Genomic DNA, 15,667 nt, shown 5'->3' on the forward strand with positions numbered 1-15,667 from the left:
ATAAATCCTTATTGGACATTTAAAAGGTGAGGGGATTTATATGGAAAATGCAGAGCTTGAATTGAGAAGGATTCGAGTGATCCTTCTTTTGATTGGAATCGTTGTCTTATTTGGATCATGCGCCATCTCGAACATCGAAACGAGACAAGAAAGTTGGCATAACCATTCTGGTGAGCATGATGGGAGCCATGTTGATGGTCTTTTACCATCATCTGTTGCGCTAAAAAATAATCACATTGCTGTTGTGAAAGATGATGAAGTACATGTATACCGGTTTGATGAAAAAGAAGGAGAGCTGACGCTCATTACGACAAAGTACATAGATGAATGGGATGAAGATGATGGTGATAGTGAAGACTTTGATGAAGAGTAAGCACGTAAATTTACAAATGAATGTGAAGTCGCTACACTATAAACATGCATTAGACATCTAGACAGAAAAGGATGAGTTCATGACACACAAAATTAAAATTAATCATTGGGAACAAACTTGTGAAGATGACTCCTGTTTCGAATATGGAACAAGCGTTTCTGTAAACGGGAAAGAGTTAGTAAGAGAAGCCTCGATCGTCTCTGCGCTTGAAGCGGTGCTCAAAGAATTAGGTGTTGCAGTGGAAATAACAGAAGTGTCAGAAGATTTACAGTGCGATGCCTACAAAAAATAAAACAAAAAGTCTAGTCTACTAAGCGATTTTTTTTCGTGTTATGATAGATTTCGGTTTCAGTTGAATAGGGAGTAGGGCAGTCTATTTTTAGAACCTGCTCTGCTCTATTTATTTGAACGTACGAGTTCGGCTATGAATGTTCGGCCGGGTTGGTTGATTTTTTTCGTTTCGAGTATCTATATATTGTGTTTTGAAAAAACATAGTATACTATATATAGTGAATAACGAAATGATCAACAATACTAAAAACTAGGTCGTGATGGAATTGATTCAAATCGTATTTGATTCAAAAACAGGAAATGTTCAACGCTTTTTGGACAAGACCCCTTTTACAGACAAACGAAAATTGACTGGAGAAGAGTTTTTGGATACGCCGTTTATTCTCGTCACCTTTACGACAGGATTTGGACAAGTCCCTGGTACCACTCAGTCATTTTTAGAGAAAAATGCGCACCTTTTACTAGGTGTAGCGGTGAGTGGGAACAAAGTGTGGGGAGATAACTTTGCCAAAAGCGCCGATACGATTTCTAAACAATATCAAGTTCCTATTTTGCACACCTTTGAACTAAGCGGAACAAAAAGGGATGTTGAATTGTTTACACAGGAGGTAGAAAGAATTGTCACAAAATCAGGTTCCAAAGTGGATACAATTAAATAACGAGATTATGATTCAAAAAGAAGGAAAGTTTCAGTTCGACAAGGACAAAGAAGCTGTACATAGTTATTTCGTAGATTATATTAATCAAAACACGGTCTTCTTTCATAATCTAGAAGAGAAGATTGATTACTTAATAGAAAACGACTACTATGAGGAAGAATTTTTAAGACAATACAGCATGTCAGATATTAAAGAAGTATTTGAAGCTGCATATGCCAAGAAATTTAGATTCCCATCATTTATGAGTGCGTTTAAGTTTTACAATGACTATGCACTGAAAACAAATGACAAAAAGAAAATCCTTGAACGCTATGAAGACCGCATTTCAGTTGTGGCTCTTTTCTTTGCGGGCGGAGACAAAAAGAAAGCACTTGAGTTTGTGGAACTGATGATCAACCAAGAGTATCAGCCAAGTACACCAACATTCTTAAACGCAGGCCGTAAAAGACGTGGTGAGCTGGTGAGCTGCTTCTTGCTTGAAGTGAATGACTCATTAAACGATATCTCAAGAGCCATTGATATTTCCATGCAGCTTTCTAAATTAGGCGGCGGCGTCAGCTTGAACCTTTCAAAGCTTCGTGCGAAAGGTGAAGCGATCAAAGATGTTGAAAATGCGACCAAAGGTGTCGTAGGCGTCATGAAACTTCTTGATAATGCATTCCGATATGCAGATCAAATGGGACAAAGACAAGGTTCAGGCAGTGCCTACCTGAATATTTTCCACAGAGATATTAATGATTTCTTAGATACGAAAAAAATCTCTGCGGATGAAGATGTTCGTGTGAAAACACTTTCGATAGGTGTCGTCATCCCAGATAAATTTATCGAGCTTGCTAGAGAAGATAAAACAGCTTACACATTCTATCCTCATACAGTTTATAAAGCTTATGGACAGCATCTTGATGAGATGGATATGGAAGAAATGTATGACGAGCTTGTAGAAAACCCGAAAGTCAAAAAAGAAAAAGTCAATCCGAGAAAACTTCTTGAAAAATTAGCTGTTCTGCGCTCAGAATCAGGCTATCCATATATCATGTTCCAAGATAATGTGAATAGAGAGCACGCTCTGAACCATATTTCACGTGTGAAATTCTCAAACCTTTGCTCAGAAGTACTTCAAGCTTCAGAAGTCTCTTCTTACACGGACTATGATCAAGATGATGAGATCGGACTTGATATTTCTTGTAACCTTGGTTCTTTAAATATCATGAACGTGATGAAAAACAAATCCATTGAAAAAACAGTCAAGCTTGCAACGGACTCACTTACACTTGTGTCTGAAACAACAGATATCCGCAATGCACCAGCTGTTAGAAAAGCGAACAAAGCGATGAAGTCGATTGGACTTGGTGCGATGAACCTTCACGGGTATTTAGCTCAAAACCAAATCGCTTATGAAAGTGAAGAAGCAAGAGATTTCGCTAATACGTTCTTTATGATGGTGAACTATTACTCCATTAAGCGTTCAAGTGAGCTTGCAAAAGAAAAAGGGGAAACATTCCACCGTTATGAGGGCTCTGGTTATGCAACAGGTGAGTACTTCAATAAATACGTGGAAAATGATTTCACTCCAAAAACAGAAAAAGCAGCTGCGCTATTTGAAGGGATGCACATTCCAACGAAAGAAGATTGGGCAGCACTCAAAGATTTTGTAGCGGAAAATGGCATGTATCATAGCTATCGATTATGTATTGCGCCAACAGGTTCTATTTCGTATGTTCAATCGGCAACAGCGTCTGTGATGCCAATTATGGAACGTATCGAAGAAAGAACATACGGAAACAGCAAAACGTATTATCCAATGCCAGGACTTTCAGCACAAAACTGGTTCTTCTATAAAGAAGCATACGATATGGACATGTTTAAAGTGGTCGATATGATCGCAACCATTCAGCAGCACGTCGATCAAGGAATCAGCTTTACATTATTCCTAAAAGATACGATGACAACGCGTGACTTAAATCGCATCGATCTTTATGCACACCATAAAGGCATTAAGACACTTTATTATGCAAGAACGAAGGATACAGGGCAGGAAGGCTGTCTTTCTTGTGTTGTTTGATTAAAGGAGAGTTTAACGTGACAAAAATTTATGATGCAGCCAACTGGTCAAAACACGAAGACGATTTTACACAAATGTTTTACAACCAAAACGTCAAGCAATTCTGGCTTCCAGAGGAGATTTCCTTAAACGGGGATCTCTTAACGTGGAAATATTTAGGTGAAAAAGAGCAGGATACGTACATGAAGGTACTGGCTGGACTGACGTTACTTGATACAGAACAAGGAAATACAGGAATGCCGATAGTAGCTGAACATGTGGACGGTCATCAGCGTAAAGCCGTGTTAAACTTTATGGCCATGATGGAAAATGCCGTGCATGCAAAATCATACTCAAATATCTTCATGACACTTGCACCGACTGAAACGATTAGTGAAGTATTTGAATGGGTCAAGAAAAATAAATTCTTGCAAAAGAAAGCAGATATGATTGTAGGTCTGTACCGTTCCATTCAAAAGGATGACCCGATTTCATTATTTAAAGCAATGGTTGCTTCAGTGTATTTAGAAAGCTTCCTATTCTATAGCGGCTTTTACTACCCGCTATATTTCTATGGTCAAGGAAAGCTCATGCAAAGTGGTGAAATCATTAACTTGATTTTGCGCGATGAAGCGATTCACGGTGTGTATGTTGGATTGTTAGCACAAGAAATTTATAACAAACAAACACCAGACGTGCAAAAAGAGCTTTATGATTTCTCTATCGATCTGCTTAATGAGCTTTATGAAAATGAACTTCATTACACTGAGGATATTTATGACCAAGTCAATTTATCGCATGATGTGAAAAAGTTCATTCGTTACAATGCCAATAAAGCGTTAATGAACCTTGGATTTGCCCCTTACTTTGAAGAAGAAGAGATCAACCCAATTGTATTGAACGGACTCAATACAAAAACAAAGTCACATGACTTCTTCTCAATGAAAGGGAACGGCTACAAAAAGGCAACAGTTGAGCCGTTAAAAGATGACGATTTCTTCTTTGGAGATGAATCATAATTAAAACGCAAAAGTCAAAACGCATCACTCGTTTTGGCTTTTTGCCATTTCTAACAATGTGTTACATACTGGAGGTTACCGAACATGGGAAAAATGGACGAAATGATTTTAGTTGCACCGCGCGCACGCGTGTTCCAAAACGAAACACTTGCGTTTAATGGTGTGAATAGTGAAGAGAAAACAATCAGCACCATTATGAAAGAGATCGAAGAGCACTTCGAGCAGATGCGAAGAGGCGATGCAGAAGAAAATCCTGACTTCAAACAGCCGATACCTTATGTCGTGATTAAGCGTGAGGACGAAGTGTATGTATATGAAAGACTTCAAGGCGGGGGAGAGACGCGCTTACATCATAAGTTATCTCTTGGCTTTGGGGGTCATATGAATTTCATTGAAGGAAAAAAATTTGCTGAGATTCTAAAAGAAAATACCGATCGTGAACTGGACGAGGAACTTTCGATTCAAGAAGAAGACAAACTTGAGATGAAAACCCTTGGACTCATTAATGATGATGACAACAGTGTCGGCCGTGTGCACATCGGACTGTTATCAGCCCTTGAATTATCGCCGGGTGCTCATGTAGAAGTAAAAGAAACAGATCAAATCTCAGGCAAATGGATGAAAGTAACAGATTTGAAAAATCCTGAGTACTTCGATCGTCTTGAAACATGGTCTCAATTTGTCGTGAACATTTTAGCATAATTGGATAGACAACAAACCGGCTCTAAAGATGACTTGAGCCGGTTTGTTTTTTAGATTATTGAAAAACGAATGCGTCGTGACCGGCCTGCTTTAATCGAGAGACGAGGTCATCTGCATTTTGCTTTGAACGGAAAGCGCCAGCTTGGACTCGGTACATGCCGCTATCCAGTACGACCAGCGCTTCAAATCCTTTGGATCTGAGTGTAGCTGCTAGTTCATCCGCATTGGCTTTGACCTTGAAAGCCCCGGCCTGCACTTTATATAGGTTACTTGCTTTTTTTTTCAATTGAAGGGCTTTTTCTAATCCAGTGGCATGAGCACGAGCGATCCCTTGAAGGAAAGTAGCGTTACGGAGCTTATTTGCATCAGCTACCGTATCAATGAAACCGTTTTCAGTTAAAATGGCAGACATAGAAGTTTCCCGCAGAACGTGGAAGTTCGCCGTTTTCTTGCCGCGGTCGGCAAAATCAACGGAGCGGACAATCTCATCATGAAGGGCATTGCGATACGTGGTGGTTGGTGCTGAAACGCCAGGGTACACATAACTTTCAAAACCTGTGCCTCCGCCAGCATTAATATGAATAGACACGAAATAGTCAGCTCCCCAGCTGTTTGCCGCATTCGTACGCTGGGATAACGTGACGGATTGGTCAATTGAACGACTTAAGCGGACGGAAACCCCATCATATTCACTAATCAACATATCTCTCAGAAAAAGCGCAATTTGCAGTGTGATATTTTTCTCCAAAAGTCCATTAGCAGCAGCTCCAGAATCTGTTCCTCCGTGGCCAGGATCAATAAAAATTTTCACCATCTATTCATCACCTCGTCTTTATTTTATGAGGAAATAGAAAAATTGCCTGTACAAAATGCGGAAATCATTGAGACTCTTTTCTGCACAATTTGTGATGAAAAAGCGCCATTTTTCTAAGAAAAAACAAATTGTTGGTTTGTCCGCCCGAAATGGATGAATACAATGGAAATAGCACATCATTTCCTGGGAAACCGCACAATCCCCTACAATAACCGGTATCTCGGGTCATTTTGACAGTAAACAGATGCTAGTGCGGGCGATTGTCACGATTACAGCTCCACCCGAATAGATTAAAGAGAGAAGAGCGAGAGGTGAATACGTTGGAGCGAGCTGTCACATATAAAAATAACGGCCAAATCAACATTATACTTAATGGACAGAAGCAAGTATTGGTTGATGCAGATTCAGAGGCAGAATACCTAGAGGCCTTGCAAAAAAATGAGGCCAAACACAGCATCTTACGAGAAATAGAACGAGAAATGAACAGCCTTGTCGGGATGGAAGAAATGAAACGAAACATAAAAGAAATTTATGCTTGGATTTTTGTCAATCAAAAAAGACAAGAACAAGGATTAAAGGTAGGAAAACAAGCGCTTCATATGATGTTTAAAGGAAATCCTGGCACAGGGAAAACAACGGTTGCACGGCTTGTCGGGAAGCTTTTCTTTGAAATGAATGTTCTTTCAAAGGGGCACTTAATTGAAGCAGAACGAGGAGATCTGGTTGGAGAATACATTGGACATACAGCTCAAAAAACAAGAGATTTGATTAAAAAATCACTAGGCGGCATTTTGTTCATCGATGAAGCCTATTCTCTTGCCCGCGGAGGAGAGAAGGATTTCGGGAAAGAAGCCATTGATACCCTTGTAAAACATATGGAGGATAAGCAGCATGAATTCATCCTCATCTTAGCTGGATACTCCAAGGAAATGGATCATTTTCTTTCTCTAAATCCTGGTCTGCAATCGAGATTTCCGATCAATATCAACTTCCCTGATTATACGGTCGATCAGCTGATGGATATTGCAAAACGAATGATGGCCGATCGGGAATATGTCTTTACCCAAGAGGCAGAATGGAAACTGCGAGACTATTTAATGCACATCAAGAGCACAACGAGTCCTGCCAAATTCAGCAACGGCCGTTTTGTGCGAAACACCATTGAAAAAGCGATTCGAACTCAGGCGATGAGGCTACTTCTTGTGGATCATTATGATAAAAAAGATTTACTTACGATTAAAAGCCATGATCTGCAAATGAAAGAGGATACGCCTTCTTGAAATGGCGTATCCTTTTTGTAAAGAGACAAGAAATTAAACCTTCCGAATGGTGGTATACGTGTGATGTGTTTGGTATGATGGTACTACTGAAACTTAAGTACAGAAAGGAAACAACTGACGTTGAATGAACATGAAATGATCGAAAAAGCGATCCTTGTCGGCTGTCAACTGCCGCATATAACGGATGAACGCTTTCAATATTCTATGGAAGAATTAGCTTCCTTAACCAAAACAGCTGGCGGTGAAGCTGTCAGCATCATGACGCAAAAAAGAAATAGACAGGACAGCGCGACTTACATCGGAAAAGGGAAAGTGGAAGAGCTTGAAGTGCTTTGCGAGGAGTTAGACTGTGACGTTATTATTTTTAACGACGAGCTTTCGCCTAGCCAGTTAAAAGCTTTGGCGACTGCCTTAGATGTGAAAATCATTGACCGTACGCAATTGATTCTAGACATCTTTGCCAAAAGAGCCCGTACAAGAGAGGGGAAGCTGCAAATAGAGCTTGCCCAGCTTCAGTATGCCTTGCCGAGACTGAGTGGACAAGGGATCAGCCTTTCAAGACAAGGCGGCGGAATTGGCGCAAGAGGTCCAGGTGAAACAAAACTTGAAACAGACAGACGTCATATTCGAAACCGCATACACGAAATTCACGGACAACTGTCTGCAGTCAAAGAACATCGCACGAGATACCGGGAACGACGGAAGAAAAATGGCGTATTCCAAATCGCTATTGTCGGGTACACAAATGCCGGGAAATCTACATTGTTTAACCAGTTAACAGAAGCGGATAGCCATGAAGAAGATTTGCTGTTTGCTACACTTGACCCAATGACGCGTAAAATGACATTGGCATCTGGCTACAGTGTGCTGATTTCCGATACAGTTGGTTTTATTCAAGACCTTCCAACCACACTGATTGCAGCATTTCGTTCCACTCTTGAAGAAGTAAAAGAAGCAGACTATTTGCTTCATGTGATTGATTCTTCGAATGAGGATTATGAAGGGCACGAACGAACGGTTCATAAGCTTTTAGAAGAATTAGAAGCTGACCGTATTCCGATGCTGACAGTCTATAACAAAAAAGACCAAATCCGGCCGGATTTTATCCCTTCCTCAAAGCAGCGCCACATTTTAATCAGTGCTAGGCGCGAGGAAGATGTGAAGCGGTTAAAAGCGGATATCATGGCTGAACTGAAAAAAGATTTTTTAAAGCCATATCATGTAAGGATTCCGGCATATGAAGGGAAACTCATATCTGCCTTAAAGTCAGAAACCTTGGTGGAATCACTGGAATTTCAAAAGGAAGCAGAGCTTTATGACATCACTGGATTTAGTGGTGAGGAGCAAACCATATTAGGACAAATCAAGAAGTATATGTTGTAGGAAAGGAATTAAATCACGATGTTTCACACTTTAAAACATGGCACCATTTTAGAAAAAATAGCAGCAGAAGCAGAACAAGACATTTCACAAATACATCAGCAAATTGATCGAAAGAGCGAACAAAATGAGTGGCGGGTTCTTGAAAGCTACCGGAAACATAAAGTCAGCGACTCTCATTTTAACCCGACAACTGGTTATGGCTACGATGATATGGGAAGAGACACGTTAGAAAAGATCTATGCGGATGTATTTGGAGGGGAAAGCGGTCTTGTACGCCCGCAGATCATTTCTGGAACACATGCCATTTCCATCGCCTTATTTGGTGTGCTAAGACCTGGTGATGAATTGATCTACATGACGGGGAAACCTTACGATACCCTAGAAGAGATTGTTGGGATTCGTGGCAAAGAAGGGACAGGCTCATTAAAAGATTTTCAGATCGATTACAAAGCCATTGATTTGCGTCAAGATGGATCTGTCGATTTCGACAAAGTCAAAGAATCTATTTCCCCAAAAACAAAAGTCATCGGAATTCAGCGTTCTAAAGGTTATGCGTCAAGACCTTCTTTTACAATAGAAGAAATTGAGCAAATGATTTCATTTGTAAAAGAGATCAATGAAGAAATTATTGTGTTTGTGGACAACTGTTATGGTGAATTTACTGAATTACAAGAGCCATGTCATGTGGGAGCGGATCTTATGGCGGGTTCCCTTATTAAAAACCCAGGCGGCGGGCTTGCCAAAACAGGCGGTTACATCGTTGGAAAAGAAAAATGGGTAGAAGCTTGCTCTTATCGAATGACATCTCCGGGCATCGGCAGTGAAGCGGGTGCATCGCTGTATGCGCTCCAGGAAATGTATCAAGGATTTTTCTTAGCACCGCATGTTGTTGCACAAAGTTTAAAAGGTGCCGTGTTTACAGCGCGTTTTCTTGAAAAACTCGGGTTCCAAACAAACCCGTCGTGGAATGCGAAAAGAACCGACTTGATTCAATCTGTAGAATTTGGAGACCCTAAAAAAATGATTGCATTTTGTCAGGCGATTCAATATGCATCACCGATTAACAGTCATGTCACACCGCATGCAAGCTATATGCCGGGATACGAGGACGATGTGATTATGGCAGCGGGCACATTTGTCCAAGGAGCCAGCATTGAATTATCAGCTGATGGTCCGATTAGACCGCCTTACACAGCCTATGTTCAGGGCGGTCTCACGTATGCCCATGTGAAAAATGCCATTTGCAGTGCTGTAGATGCCTTACTAGAGCAAGGTTTTATTGAAGTGCCTGCTCGATAAAAAAATCCATGTTAATATTCCTAACATTTCGTTGACACATAATATAACATGACATATAATAAATTTAAGCAAAGAGGAGGAGACAGTTGAGATGAGTGATAACATTCGCCGCTCAATGCCTTTATTCCCAATTGGGATTGTCATGCAGCTAACAGAATTATCTGCAAGACAAATTCGCTATTATGAGGAAAATGGTTTAGTATTTCCAGCGAGAAGTGATGGGAATCGCCGATTATTTTCTTTCCATGATGTTGATAAATTACTAGAAATCAAAAACCTCATCGAACAAGGTGTAAACATGGCAGGCATCAAAAAGCTATTTGCCAAAGCTGAGGCAGAACATCCATCGTCTGAAACAAAGACAGAGGAGAAAACCACAGCGAAGCACAACTTGACAGATGATGAACTCAGGAAGCTACTGAAGAAGGAACTCATTCAGGCTGGACGTTTCCAACAAGGAACGACCTTTAGGCAGGGGGATATGTCAAGGTTCTTCCGTTAACCAATTAGCAAAAGCATTGCTATACACATTTTACCTTTTGTAGGGGAGGAGTTTTACGAAATGGCAAAGTACACAAGAGAAGATATCGTAAAATTAGTAAATGAGGAAAACGTAAAGTACATCCGTCTGCAATTTACAGACATTCTCGGAACGATTAAAAATGTTGAGATTCCTGTGAGCCAGTTAGAAAAAGCTCTCGATAACAAATGTATGTTTGATGGTTCATCTATTGAAGGATTTGTACGTATCGAAGAATCAGATATGTACCTATATCCAGATCTAAACACGTTTGTTATTTTCCCTTGGACAGCAGAAAAAGGTAAAGTTGCACGCTTTATTTGTGACATTTATAAGCCAGACGGAACACCATTTGATGGAGACCCTCGTAACAACTTAAAGCGTATCTTGAAGGAAATGGAAGAACTAGGATTTAGTGATTTCAACCTTGGACCTGAGCCAGAATTCTTCTTATTTAAATTAGACGAAAAAGGCGAGCCAACGCTCGAACTAAACGATAAAGGTGGATACTTTGACCTTGCACCAACAGATTTAGGTGAAAACTGCCGCCGTGACATCGTGCTTGAGCTTGAAGAAATGGGCTTTGAAATTGAAGCGTCTCACCACGAAGTAGCACCTGGACAGCATGAAATTGACTTCAAATATGCAGGCGCTATCCGTTCTTGTGATGACATTCAAACGTTCAAACTCGTTGTGAAAACAATTGCGAGAAAGCACGGACTTCATGCGACATTCATGCCAAAACCATTGTTCGGTGTAAACGGATCTGGTATGCACTGTAACCTATCATTATTTAAAAATGGTAAAAACGCATTCTTTGATGAGAAAGCAGACTTACAATTAAGCGAGACGGCTAGACACTTTATCGCAGGTATTGTGAAGCACGCAACAAGTTTCACAGCGGTCACAAACCCAACGGTGAACTCTTACAAACGTCTTGTACCTGGTTATGAAGCACCTTGCTACGTAGCATGGAGTGCACAAAACCGCAGCCCATTGATTCGTATTCCAGCATCACGCGGCATTAGCACACGTGTAGAAGTACGCAGTGTAGACCCATCTGCAAACCCATACCTTGCACTAAGCGTATTACTTGCAGCAGGTCTAGACGGAATCAAAAACAAACTAGACGCACCAGCGCCAATCGACAGAAACATCTATGTCATGGACAAAGAAGAGCGCCTTGAAAACGGCATCGCTGACTTACCTGCAACACTTGCAGAAGCACTTGAGCTGCTCAAGTCAAACGAAGTCATGATCAACGCACTAGGCGATCACTTATTCGAGCACTTCATCGAATCAAAAGAAATCGAATGGGATATGTTCCGCACCCAAGTACATCCGTGGGAACGCGATCAGTATATGTCTCAGTATTAATAAAGAAAACCCCTTGGAACCAATGGTTTCAGGGGTTTTTTATTTTGGTCAAAAAATGAACGGAACAATATTTTTGGTCCTTGACCAAAATATGACCAAAAAAATTTGAAGTTATGAATTTAACTCCACAATTGATGAGACGTAATTCTCATAATCCTTAATTCGATTTTGGTCAAGTTTCTTACTAATGTGTGAATAAACATCTGCTGTCACCATCATGCTTTTGTGACCTAATCTTTCTTGGATGTATTTCATGTCAGCTCCTGACTCTAAAAGGAGAACAGCATGTGTATGGCGTAAAGCATGAATTGGCATTTTATCAATATTAGATCTTTTTAAGATACGATCAAAAGCATTAAAAAGAGTAGACTTTGGCAGAAAGTTTCCGTCAACTCTGCAAAACACCAAATTGAGGTCATGCTTATAATTATCCTGTAACATTTGTTTGTTCTCAAATTGCCACTTCTTATGTTTTTGCAAAGCAGCGGAAAGGGAAGAGCTAATTAATATTCTTCGTTTGGATTCATATGTTTTAGTTTCTCCAAATAGTTCCTCAGCTGATTTTGCAGAGAAATCTAAGGTGTTAGTAATGTCTATGTAATTTTCTCTTAGATTAATATTTGTCCATTGTAGAGCGGCAGCTTCACCTTTACGCATACCGGTTTCTATGAGTGATCTAAAAAAGATATAGTAAATATAGTTGTATTTATATGCTTCCTGAAGAAATTTTGGAATGTCCTCAGAAAGCATATATTCAAGAGCGTTTTTTTTCTTGCTGTTTTTATTAGACACAGTTGCACCATAACAAGGGTTTTTTGTGAGTTTACCTATAATGACAGCCTTGCTGAAAGCATTAAACATCGTACCGTGTATGATTTCCACAGTACGCTTGCTATAACCTTGACTGGTTAAATAGTTTAAGAATTTTTGATACATAATCGGCTTAATATCTGTAATTTTGATATTTTTGAAGTAGGGAAGGATATGATTCATGATGTTTCGTTCGTGGAGTTCATATGTGTTCTTTCTAACGGTGTCTTTTTTGTATTCATGTAGCCAATTGATCAGAAAGTTTTCGAGTGATATGGTGCTCGTGTCCAACTCTAATCCTGCTGCTAATTGTTTTTCTTGTTCTGTTGCAGCTTGCTGAGCTTCTTTTTTTGTTTTAAAACCACTTTTTGATTTTACTTTGTATTTGAGTGTGAAAGGATCCTTAAAGGAAATACGATATTCCCACTTGTCTCCTCTCTTTCTGAATGTGGCCATAGTTTACCTCCCAAATATGTTTTAGGAATTTTTATAAGTAACTGTAAAAGGAAATGGGTTTTGATTATTTTGGTGATTTTGTTTTTCTATATTCCAGTCTTGCAGTAGTCCTTGACGATAGAATGTAGATTCGTTACCACACTTTGAACAATACCGAGCATTACCGTCAAGTATTGATTCACAACTTTTTTGAGAAAAATTCCATCCACTGTCGTCTGTATGATATGTCTCGATACATTTGTTAATTAAATATGTATTACAAATTTTACATATATCACCTTCGTGATTTACTTGTTCGTTTTCGCATTTAGGACAAATAATTGATCTTCCGTTTTTGTCTAATTGATAACCACTATATATCAATTCTGTATTCTCCTTTTTATTTATAATTTTGTTATTTCCGCAAATAGGACAATGTTTTGATGATTTATTAACAAAAGAATGAGTACAATTACGACAAAACATTGAATTTTTTATAGTTGAGATAAACTTACTAAAACATTTTAATTGAAGATTAATCATTGGCATAAATGTATTGTATAAATCAAAACTTAATGATTTTAATCTTACTTTTGCAGCTCCCTTAGATATTTTGAAATAGTTAATTAATTCAGTTTCTGTTTTTATGTCTAAGTGTTTAATTAATACAGCAGGGGCTAGTACATTTCTAGCAAATGAGTTCACCTCGTTTTCTAATACTCTATACTTTGATTCAGTCATTTTACTTCTTCTAAGTATAGTTTCTTCGAGTTCAACAAGGTGATTCATATATATATGGCCTATTTCATGCATTAAAGTAAAACGGATTCTTCCTGGTATCATAATTGTATCGTTATAAGCAATTGTGTGGTTTACCCCATCATAAATAGTGTAACCATCCTTACTTTGAAATGCCTCTATAATTTCAGGAATGCTCATTTCATGTATTTCAGCTAATTCAGAATACGAAATTAATCCCCATTTATTTCTTTTAATTATTTGGAATGGATCTATTGGAAAGTCAGAGATATTTTCATTAGCAAAAAAATAACTGACTTTCTGCATCACTTTAGTGTACCGAGCTTTTTTAGGGAATTTCATTCATCCATCGCTTCTTTTCCACGTTGTTGCATTGTTTTTATTAGTGCTTTTAAAGCATCCTTTTGTCCGTTATTCAAACTGTTTATATCTCTCGCGATTGTTCTTACTTCTTCATCAAATTCATTTAATGTGGGTTCATTTTTTTCTATGTCAAGAAGAAAATCAACACCTACATTATAAAAATCAGCTATCTTCTTTAACATTTCAACACTAGGTTTTGCTATATCATTCTCCCATGAATTATATCTCCCACGTTGAATATCTAACTTATCTGCAACTTGGTACTGGCTCAATCCTCTTTGTGATCTAAGCTTTTTTAGATTTGTACCTAAACTCATAATCGCCCTCCAGAAAAAAATTTTCCAATCGGGGTTGACGGATAATTAAATTATCCATTATAATCAGAACTACCGAAAGGAAGGTGGTGGATAAAGTGACCAAAAAACGCCAATACTTTTCTAAGTGCCGCAAAGCAAAAGGCACACAAGAGTATGTGGCAAAAGAAAACGGTATTTCAACTGTCTATCTGCGTATGATTGAAAATGGAACATTTACTCCTGGCAGAGATCTAATGTTTAGATTATGTTATTATTTTGATCAACCGGCAGAGGAATTATTTCCGGATTACTTTTGTAATACGTCTCTTAAGTATGTCGATAGCGATAATTAAATTATCCATATTTGGATTATAGATAATTTAATCGCACTAGTCAATGAGTTTCTGTTTTTTTATCATTTTGGATAATTAAATTATCCGTTATGGAGGAGGGAGTAAAAAATGGATTTATCAATATTGGTTAAAAACAATCAAAGAGTCTTAACTACAGCACAAATAGCTAAAGCTTATGGAACGAGTCATAGAAGAATATCTGAAAATTTCAATTCAAATAAACAGCGTTACAAAGAAGGGAAGCACTTTTTCTTACTTCAAGGAAACGAGTTAAAGGCATTTGGACAGCAATACGGAAATACCGTATCAGTCGAAAGAGTATCTAAATTATACCTTTGGACAGAAAAAGGTGCTTGGCTACATGCAAAGTCTTTAAATTCTAATCAAGCTTGGGATGCTTATGAAATTCTTGTAGATGATTATTATTCTTTGAAAGATATATATAGACTTCCAACTAGCTATAAAGAAGCTTTGTTGCAATTAGTCAGTCAAGTTGAGAAAAATGAACAACTAGAAACACAAAACTTAATTCTTTTACAACAGGTTAATGAATGTCAGCCCAAAGCTTCTTATTACGATATGGTTCTGCAAAACAAGTCACTTCTATCAGTATCCAAAATCGCCAAGGACTATGGTATGAGTGCCATAAAATTGAACAAGTTGCTTCATGAATTAGGCGTGCAGTACAAGCAGGGTGACATATGGCTCTTGTATGCAAAGCATCAAGATAAGGGGTACACACAAACTCATACTCACGTTATTGATGCTGAAAAATCTAAAGTACAAACAAAGTGGACTCAAAAAGGAAGATTGTTCATTTACGAACTTTTAAAGCAACAAAGCATTCTGCCAATAATTGAACGAGAAGAGCGTGCTTCGTAAGGGGGAACAAG

General features: G+C 38.7%; 17 protein-coding genes. 13 read left to right on the plus strand and 4 right to left on the minus strand.

Going from position 1 to position 15,667, the window contains the following annotated elements; translation table 11 throughout:
* Positions 1-40: 40 nt before the first annotated feature.
* The 6 genes from MHI58_RS08850 (at position 41) to MHI58_RS08875 (ending at position 5,085) form a co-directional block, all read left to right on the plus strand.
* The gene (locus tag MHI58_RS08850; protein ID WP_025207367.1) at positions 41-373 is read left to right on the plus strand and encodes a YmzC family protein; all 333 of its coding nucleotides are present in this window, start codon (positions 41-43) and stop codon (positions 371-373) included.
* A gap of 79 nt (positions 374-452) precedes the next feature.
* Positions 453-665 carry a hypothetical protein gene (locus MHI58_RS08855; protein WP_045035119.1) on the plus strand — a complete coding sequence of 71 codons (213 nt, stop codon included), beginning with the start codon at positions 453-455 and terminating at the stop codon, positions 663-665.
* 265 nt (positions 666-930) lie between these two features.
* Positions 931-1,323 (plus strand): class Ib ribonucleoside-diphosphate reductase assembly flavoprotein NrdI, encoded by a 393-nt coding sequence (gene nrdI, locus MHI58_RS08860; RefSeq protein ID WP_017359034.1) that lies wholly within the window; start codon positions 931-933, stop codon positions 1,321-1,323.
* Positions 1,283-3,385: a class 1b ribonucleoside-diphosphate reductase subunit alpha gene (nrdE, locus tag MHI58_RS08865; protein ID WP_017359033.1), complete on the plus strand. Its 2,103-nt coding sequence runs from the start codon at positions 1,283-1,285 to the stop codon at positions 3,383-3,385. The genes nrdI and nrdE overlap by 41 nt, the downstream gene beginning before the upstream one ends.
* Before the next feature lie 17 nt (positions 3,386-3,402).
* On the plus strand, positions 3,403-4,383 hold the full coding sequence (nrdF, locus tag MHI58_RS08870; RefSeq protein WP_024720404.1) for a class 1b ribonucleoside-diphosphate reductase subunit beta: 981 nt from the start codon (positions 3,403-3,405) through the stop codon (positions 4,381-4,383).
* An 84-nt stretch (positions 4,384-4,467) separates the two neighbouring features.
* A complete protein-coding gene (locus tag MHI58_RS08875) occupies positions 4,468-5,085 on the plus strand; it encodes a hypothetical protein (RefSeq protein ID WP_041507248.1) in 618 nt (205 codons plus the stop codon).
* A gap of 55 nt (positions 5,086-5,140) precedes the next feature.
* Here MHI58_RS08875 and MHI58_RS08880 read toward each other — a convergent pair whose 3' ends face one another.
* The gene (locus MHI58_RS08880; protein WP_007499430.1) at positions 5,141-5,899 is read right to left on the minus strand and encodes an N-acetylmuramoyl-L-alanine amidase; all 759 of its coding nucleotides are present in this window, start codon (positions 5,897-5,899) and stop codon (positions 5,141-5,143) included.
* Between the two features lie 320 nt (positions 5,900-6,219).
* Between MHI58_RS08880 and spoVK the strand changes: the two genes are divergently transcribed.
* The 5 genes from spoVK to glnA all read left to right on the plus strand — a co-directional run bounded on the left by spoVK (position 6,220) and on the right by glnA (position 11,758).
* Positions 6,220-7,179 (plus strand): stage V sporulation protein K, encoded by a 960-nt coding sequence (spoVK, locus tag MHI58_RS08885; protein WP_041507247.1) that lies wholly within the window; start codon positions 6,220-6,222, stop codon positions 7,177-7,179.
* 120 nt (positions 7,180-7,299) lie between these two features.
* The gene (hflX, locus tag MHI58_RS08890; RefSeq protein WP_045035118.1) at positions 7,300-8,562 is read left to right on the plus strand and encodes a GTPase HflX; all 1,263 of its coding nucleotides are present in this window, start codon (positions 7,300-7,302) and stop codon (positions 8,560-8,562) included.
* Positions 8,563-8,580: 18 nt separating this feature from the next.
* Positions 8,581-9,861, plus strand: a complete 1,281-nt coding sequence (locus tag MHI58_RS08895) for an aminotransferase class I/II-fold pyridoxal phosphate-dependent enzyme (protein WP_045035117.1) — start codon at positions 8,581-8,583, stop codon at positions 9,859-9,861.
* 91 nt (positions 9,862-9,952) lie between these two features.
* A complete protein-coding gene (locus MHI58_RS08900; RefSeq protein WP_045035116.1) occupies positions 9,953-10,363 on the plus strand; it encodes a MerR family transcriptional regulator in 411 nt (136 codons plus the stop codon).
* Positions 10,364-10,423: 60 nt separating this feature from the next.
* Positions 10,424-11,758: a type I glutamate--ammonia ligase gene (gene glnA / locus MHI58_RS08905; RefSeq protein WP_007499421.1), complete on the plus strand. Its 1,335-nt coding sequence runs from the start codon at positions 10,424-10,426 to the stop codon at positions 11,756-11,758.
* Positions 11,759-11,869: 111 nt separating this feature from the next.
* Here the strand turns inward: glnA and MHI58_RS08910 are convergent, their stop codons facing one another.
* The 3 genes from MHI58_RS08910 to MHI58_RS08920 are packed head-to-tail and all read right to left on the minus strand — an operon-like array spanning position 11,870 to position 14,442.
* Positions 11,870-13,024 (minus strand): tyrosine-type recombinase/integrase, encoded by a 1,155-nt coding sequence (locus MHI58_RS08910; RefSeq protein ID WP_368004409.1) that lies wholly within the window; start codon positions 13,022-13,024, stop codon positions 11,870-11,872.
* 21 nt (positions 13,025-13,045) lie between these two features.
* Positions 13,046-14,104, minus strand: a complete 1,059-nt coding sequence (locus MHI58_RS08915) for an ImmA/IrrE family metallo-endopeptidase (RefSeq protein ID WP_202734478.1) — start codon at positions 14,102-14,104, stop codon at positions 13,046-13,048.
* Positions 14,101-14,442, minus strand: coding sequence for a helix-turn-helix domain-containing protein (locus tag MHI58_RS08920; protein WP_202734477.1), 342 nt, complete (start codon positions 14,440-14,442; stop codon positions 14,101-14,103). Before MHI58_RS08920 ends, MHI58_RS08915 begins: the two co-directional genes overlap by 4 nt.
* Positions 14,443-14,537: 95 nt before the next feature.
* On the opposite strand from MHI58_RS08920, the gene MHI58_RS08925 reads away from it, so the two are divergent.
* The gene (locus tag MHI58_RS08925; RefSeq protein WP_202734476.1) at positions 14,538-14,774 is read left to right on the plus strand and encodes a helix-turn-helix transcriptional regulator; all 237 of its coding nucleotides are present in this window, start codon (positions 14,538-14,540) and stop codon (positions 14,772-14,774) included.
* Positions 14,775-14,882: 108 nt separating this feature from the next.
* Positions 14,883-15,656: a phage antirepressor KilAC domain-containing protein gene (locus MHI58_RS08930; protein ID WP_368004410.1), complete on the plus strand. Its 774-nt coding sequence runs from the start codon at positions 14,883-14,885 to the stop codon at positions 15,654-15,656.
* Positions 15,657-15,667: the final 11 nt, after the last annotated feature.

It is taken from the genome of Bacillus sp. FSL K6-2869 (genome assembly GCF_040869405.1).
Classification (GTDB): Bacteria; Bacillota; Bacilli; order Bacillales; family Bacillaceae; genus Bacillus; species Bacillus altitudinis.

Coding starts and splice junctions, on each gene's coding strand:
- MHI58_RS08850 (WP_025207367.1), top strand. CDS start 41: ATGGAAAATGCAGAGCTTGAATTGAGAAGGATTCGAGTGATCCTTCTT.
- MHI58_RS08855 (WP_045035119.1), top strand. CDS start 453: ATGACACACAAAATTAAAATTAATCATTGGGAACAAACTTGTGAAGAT.
- MHI58_RS08875 (WP_041507248.1), top strand. CDS start 4,468: ATGGGAAAAATGGACGAAATGATTTTAGTTGCACCGCGCGCACGCGTG.
- MHI58_RS08880 (WP_007499430.1), bottom strand. CDS start 5,899: ATGGTGAAAATTTTTATTGATCCTGGCCACGGAGGAACAGATTCTGGA.
- MHI58_RS08895 (WP_045035117.1), top strand. CDS start 8,581: ATGTTTCACACTTTAAAACATGGCACCATTTTAGAAAAAATAGCAGCA.
- MHI58_RS08900 (WP_045035116.1), top strand. CDS start 9,953: ATGAGTGATAACATTCGCCGCTCAATGCCTTTATTCCCAATTGGGATT.
- glnA (WP_007499421.1), top strand. CDS start 10,424: ATGGCAAAGTACACAAGAGAAGATATCGTAAAATTAGTAAATGAGGAA.
- MHI58_RS08910 (WP_368004409.1), bottom strand. CDS start 13,024: ATGGCCACATTCAGAAAGAGAGGAGACAAGTGGGAATATCGTATTTCC.
- MHI58_RS08915 (WP_202734478.1), bottom strand. CDS start 14,104: ATGAAATTCCCTAAAAAAGCTCGGTACACTAAAGTGATGCAGAAAGTC.
- MHI58_RS08920 (WP_202734477.1), bottom strand. CDS start 14,442: ATGAGTTTAGGTACAAATCTAAAAAAGCTTAGATCACAAAGAGGATTG.
- MHI58_RS08930 (WP_368004410.1), top strand. CDS start 14,883: ATGGATTTATCAATATTGGTTAAAAACAATCAAAGAGTCTTAACTACA.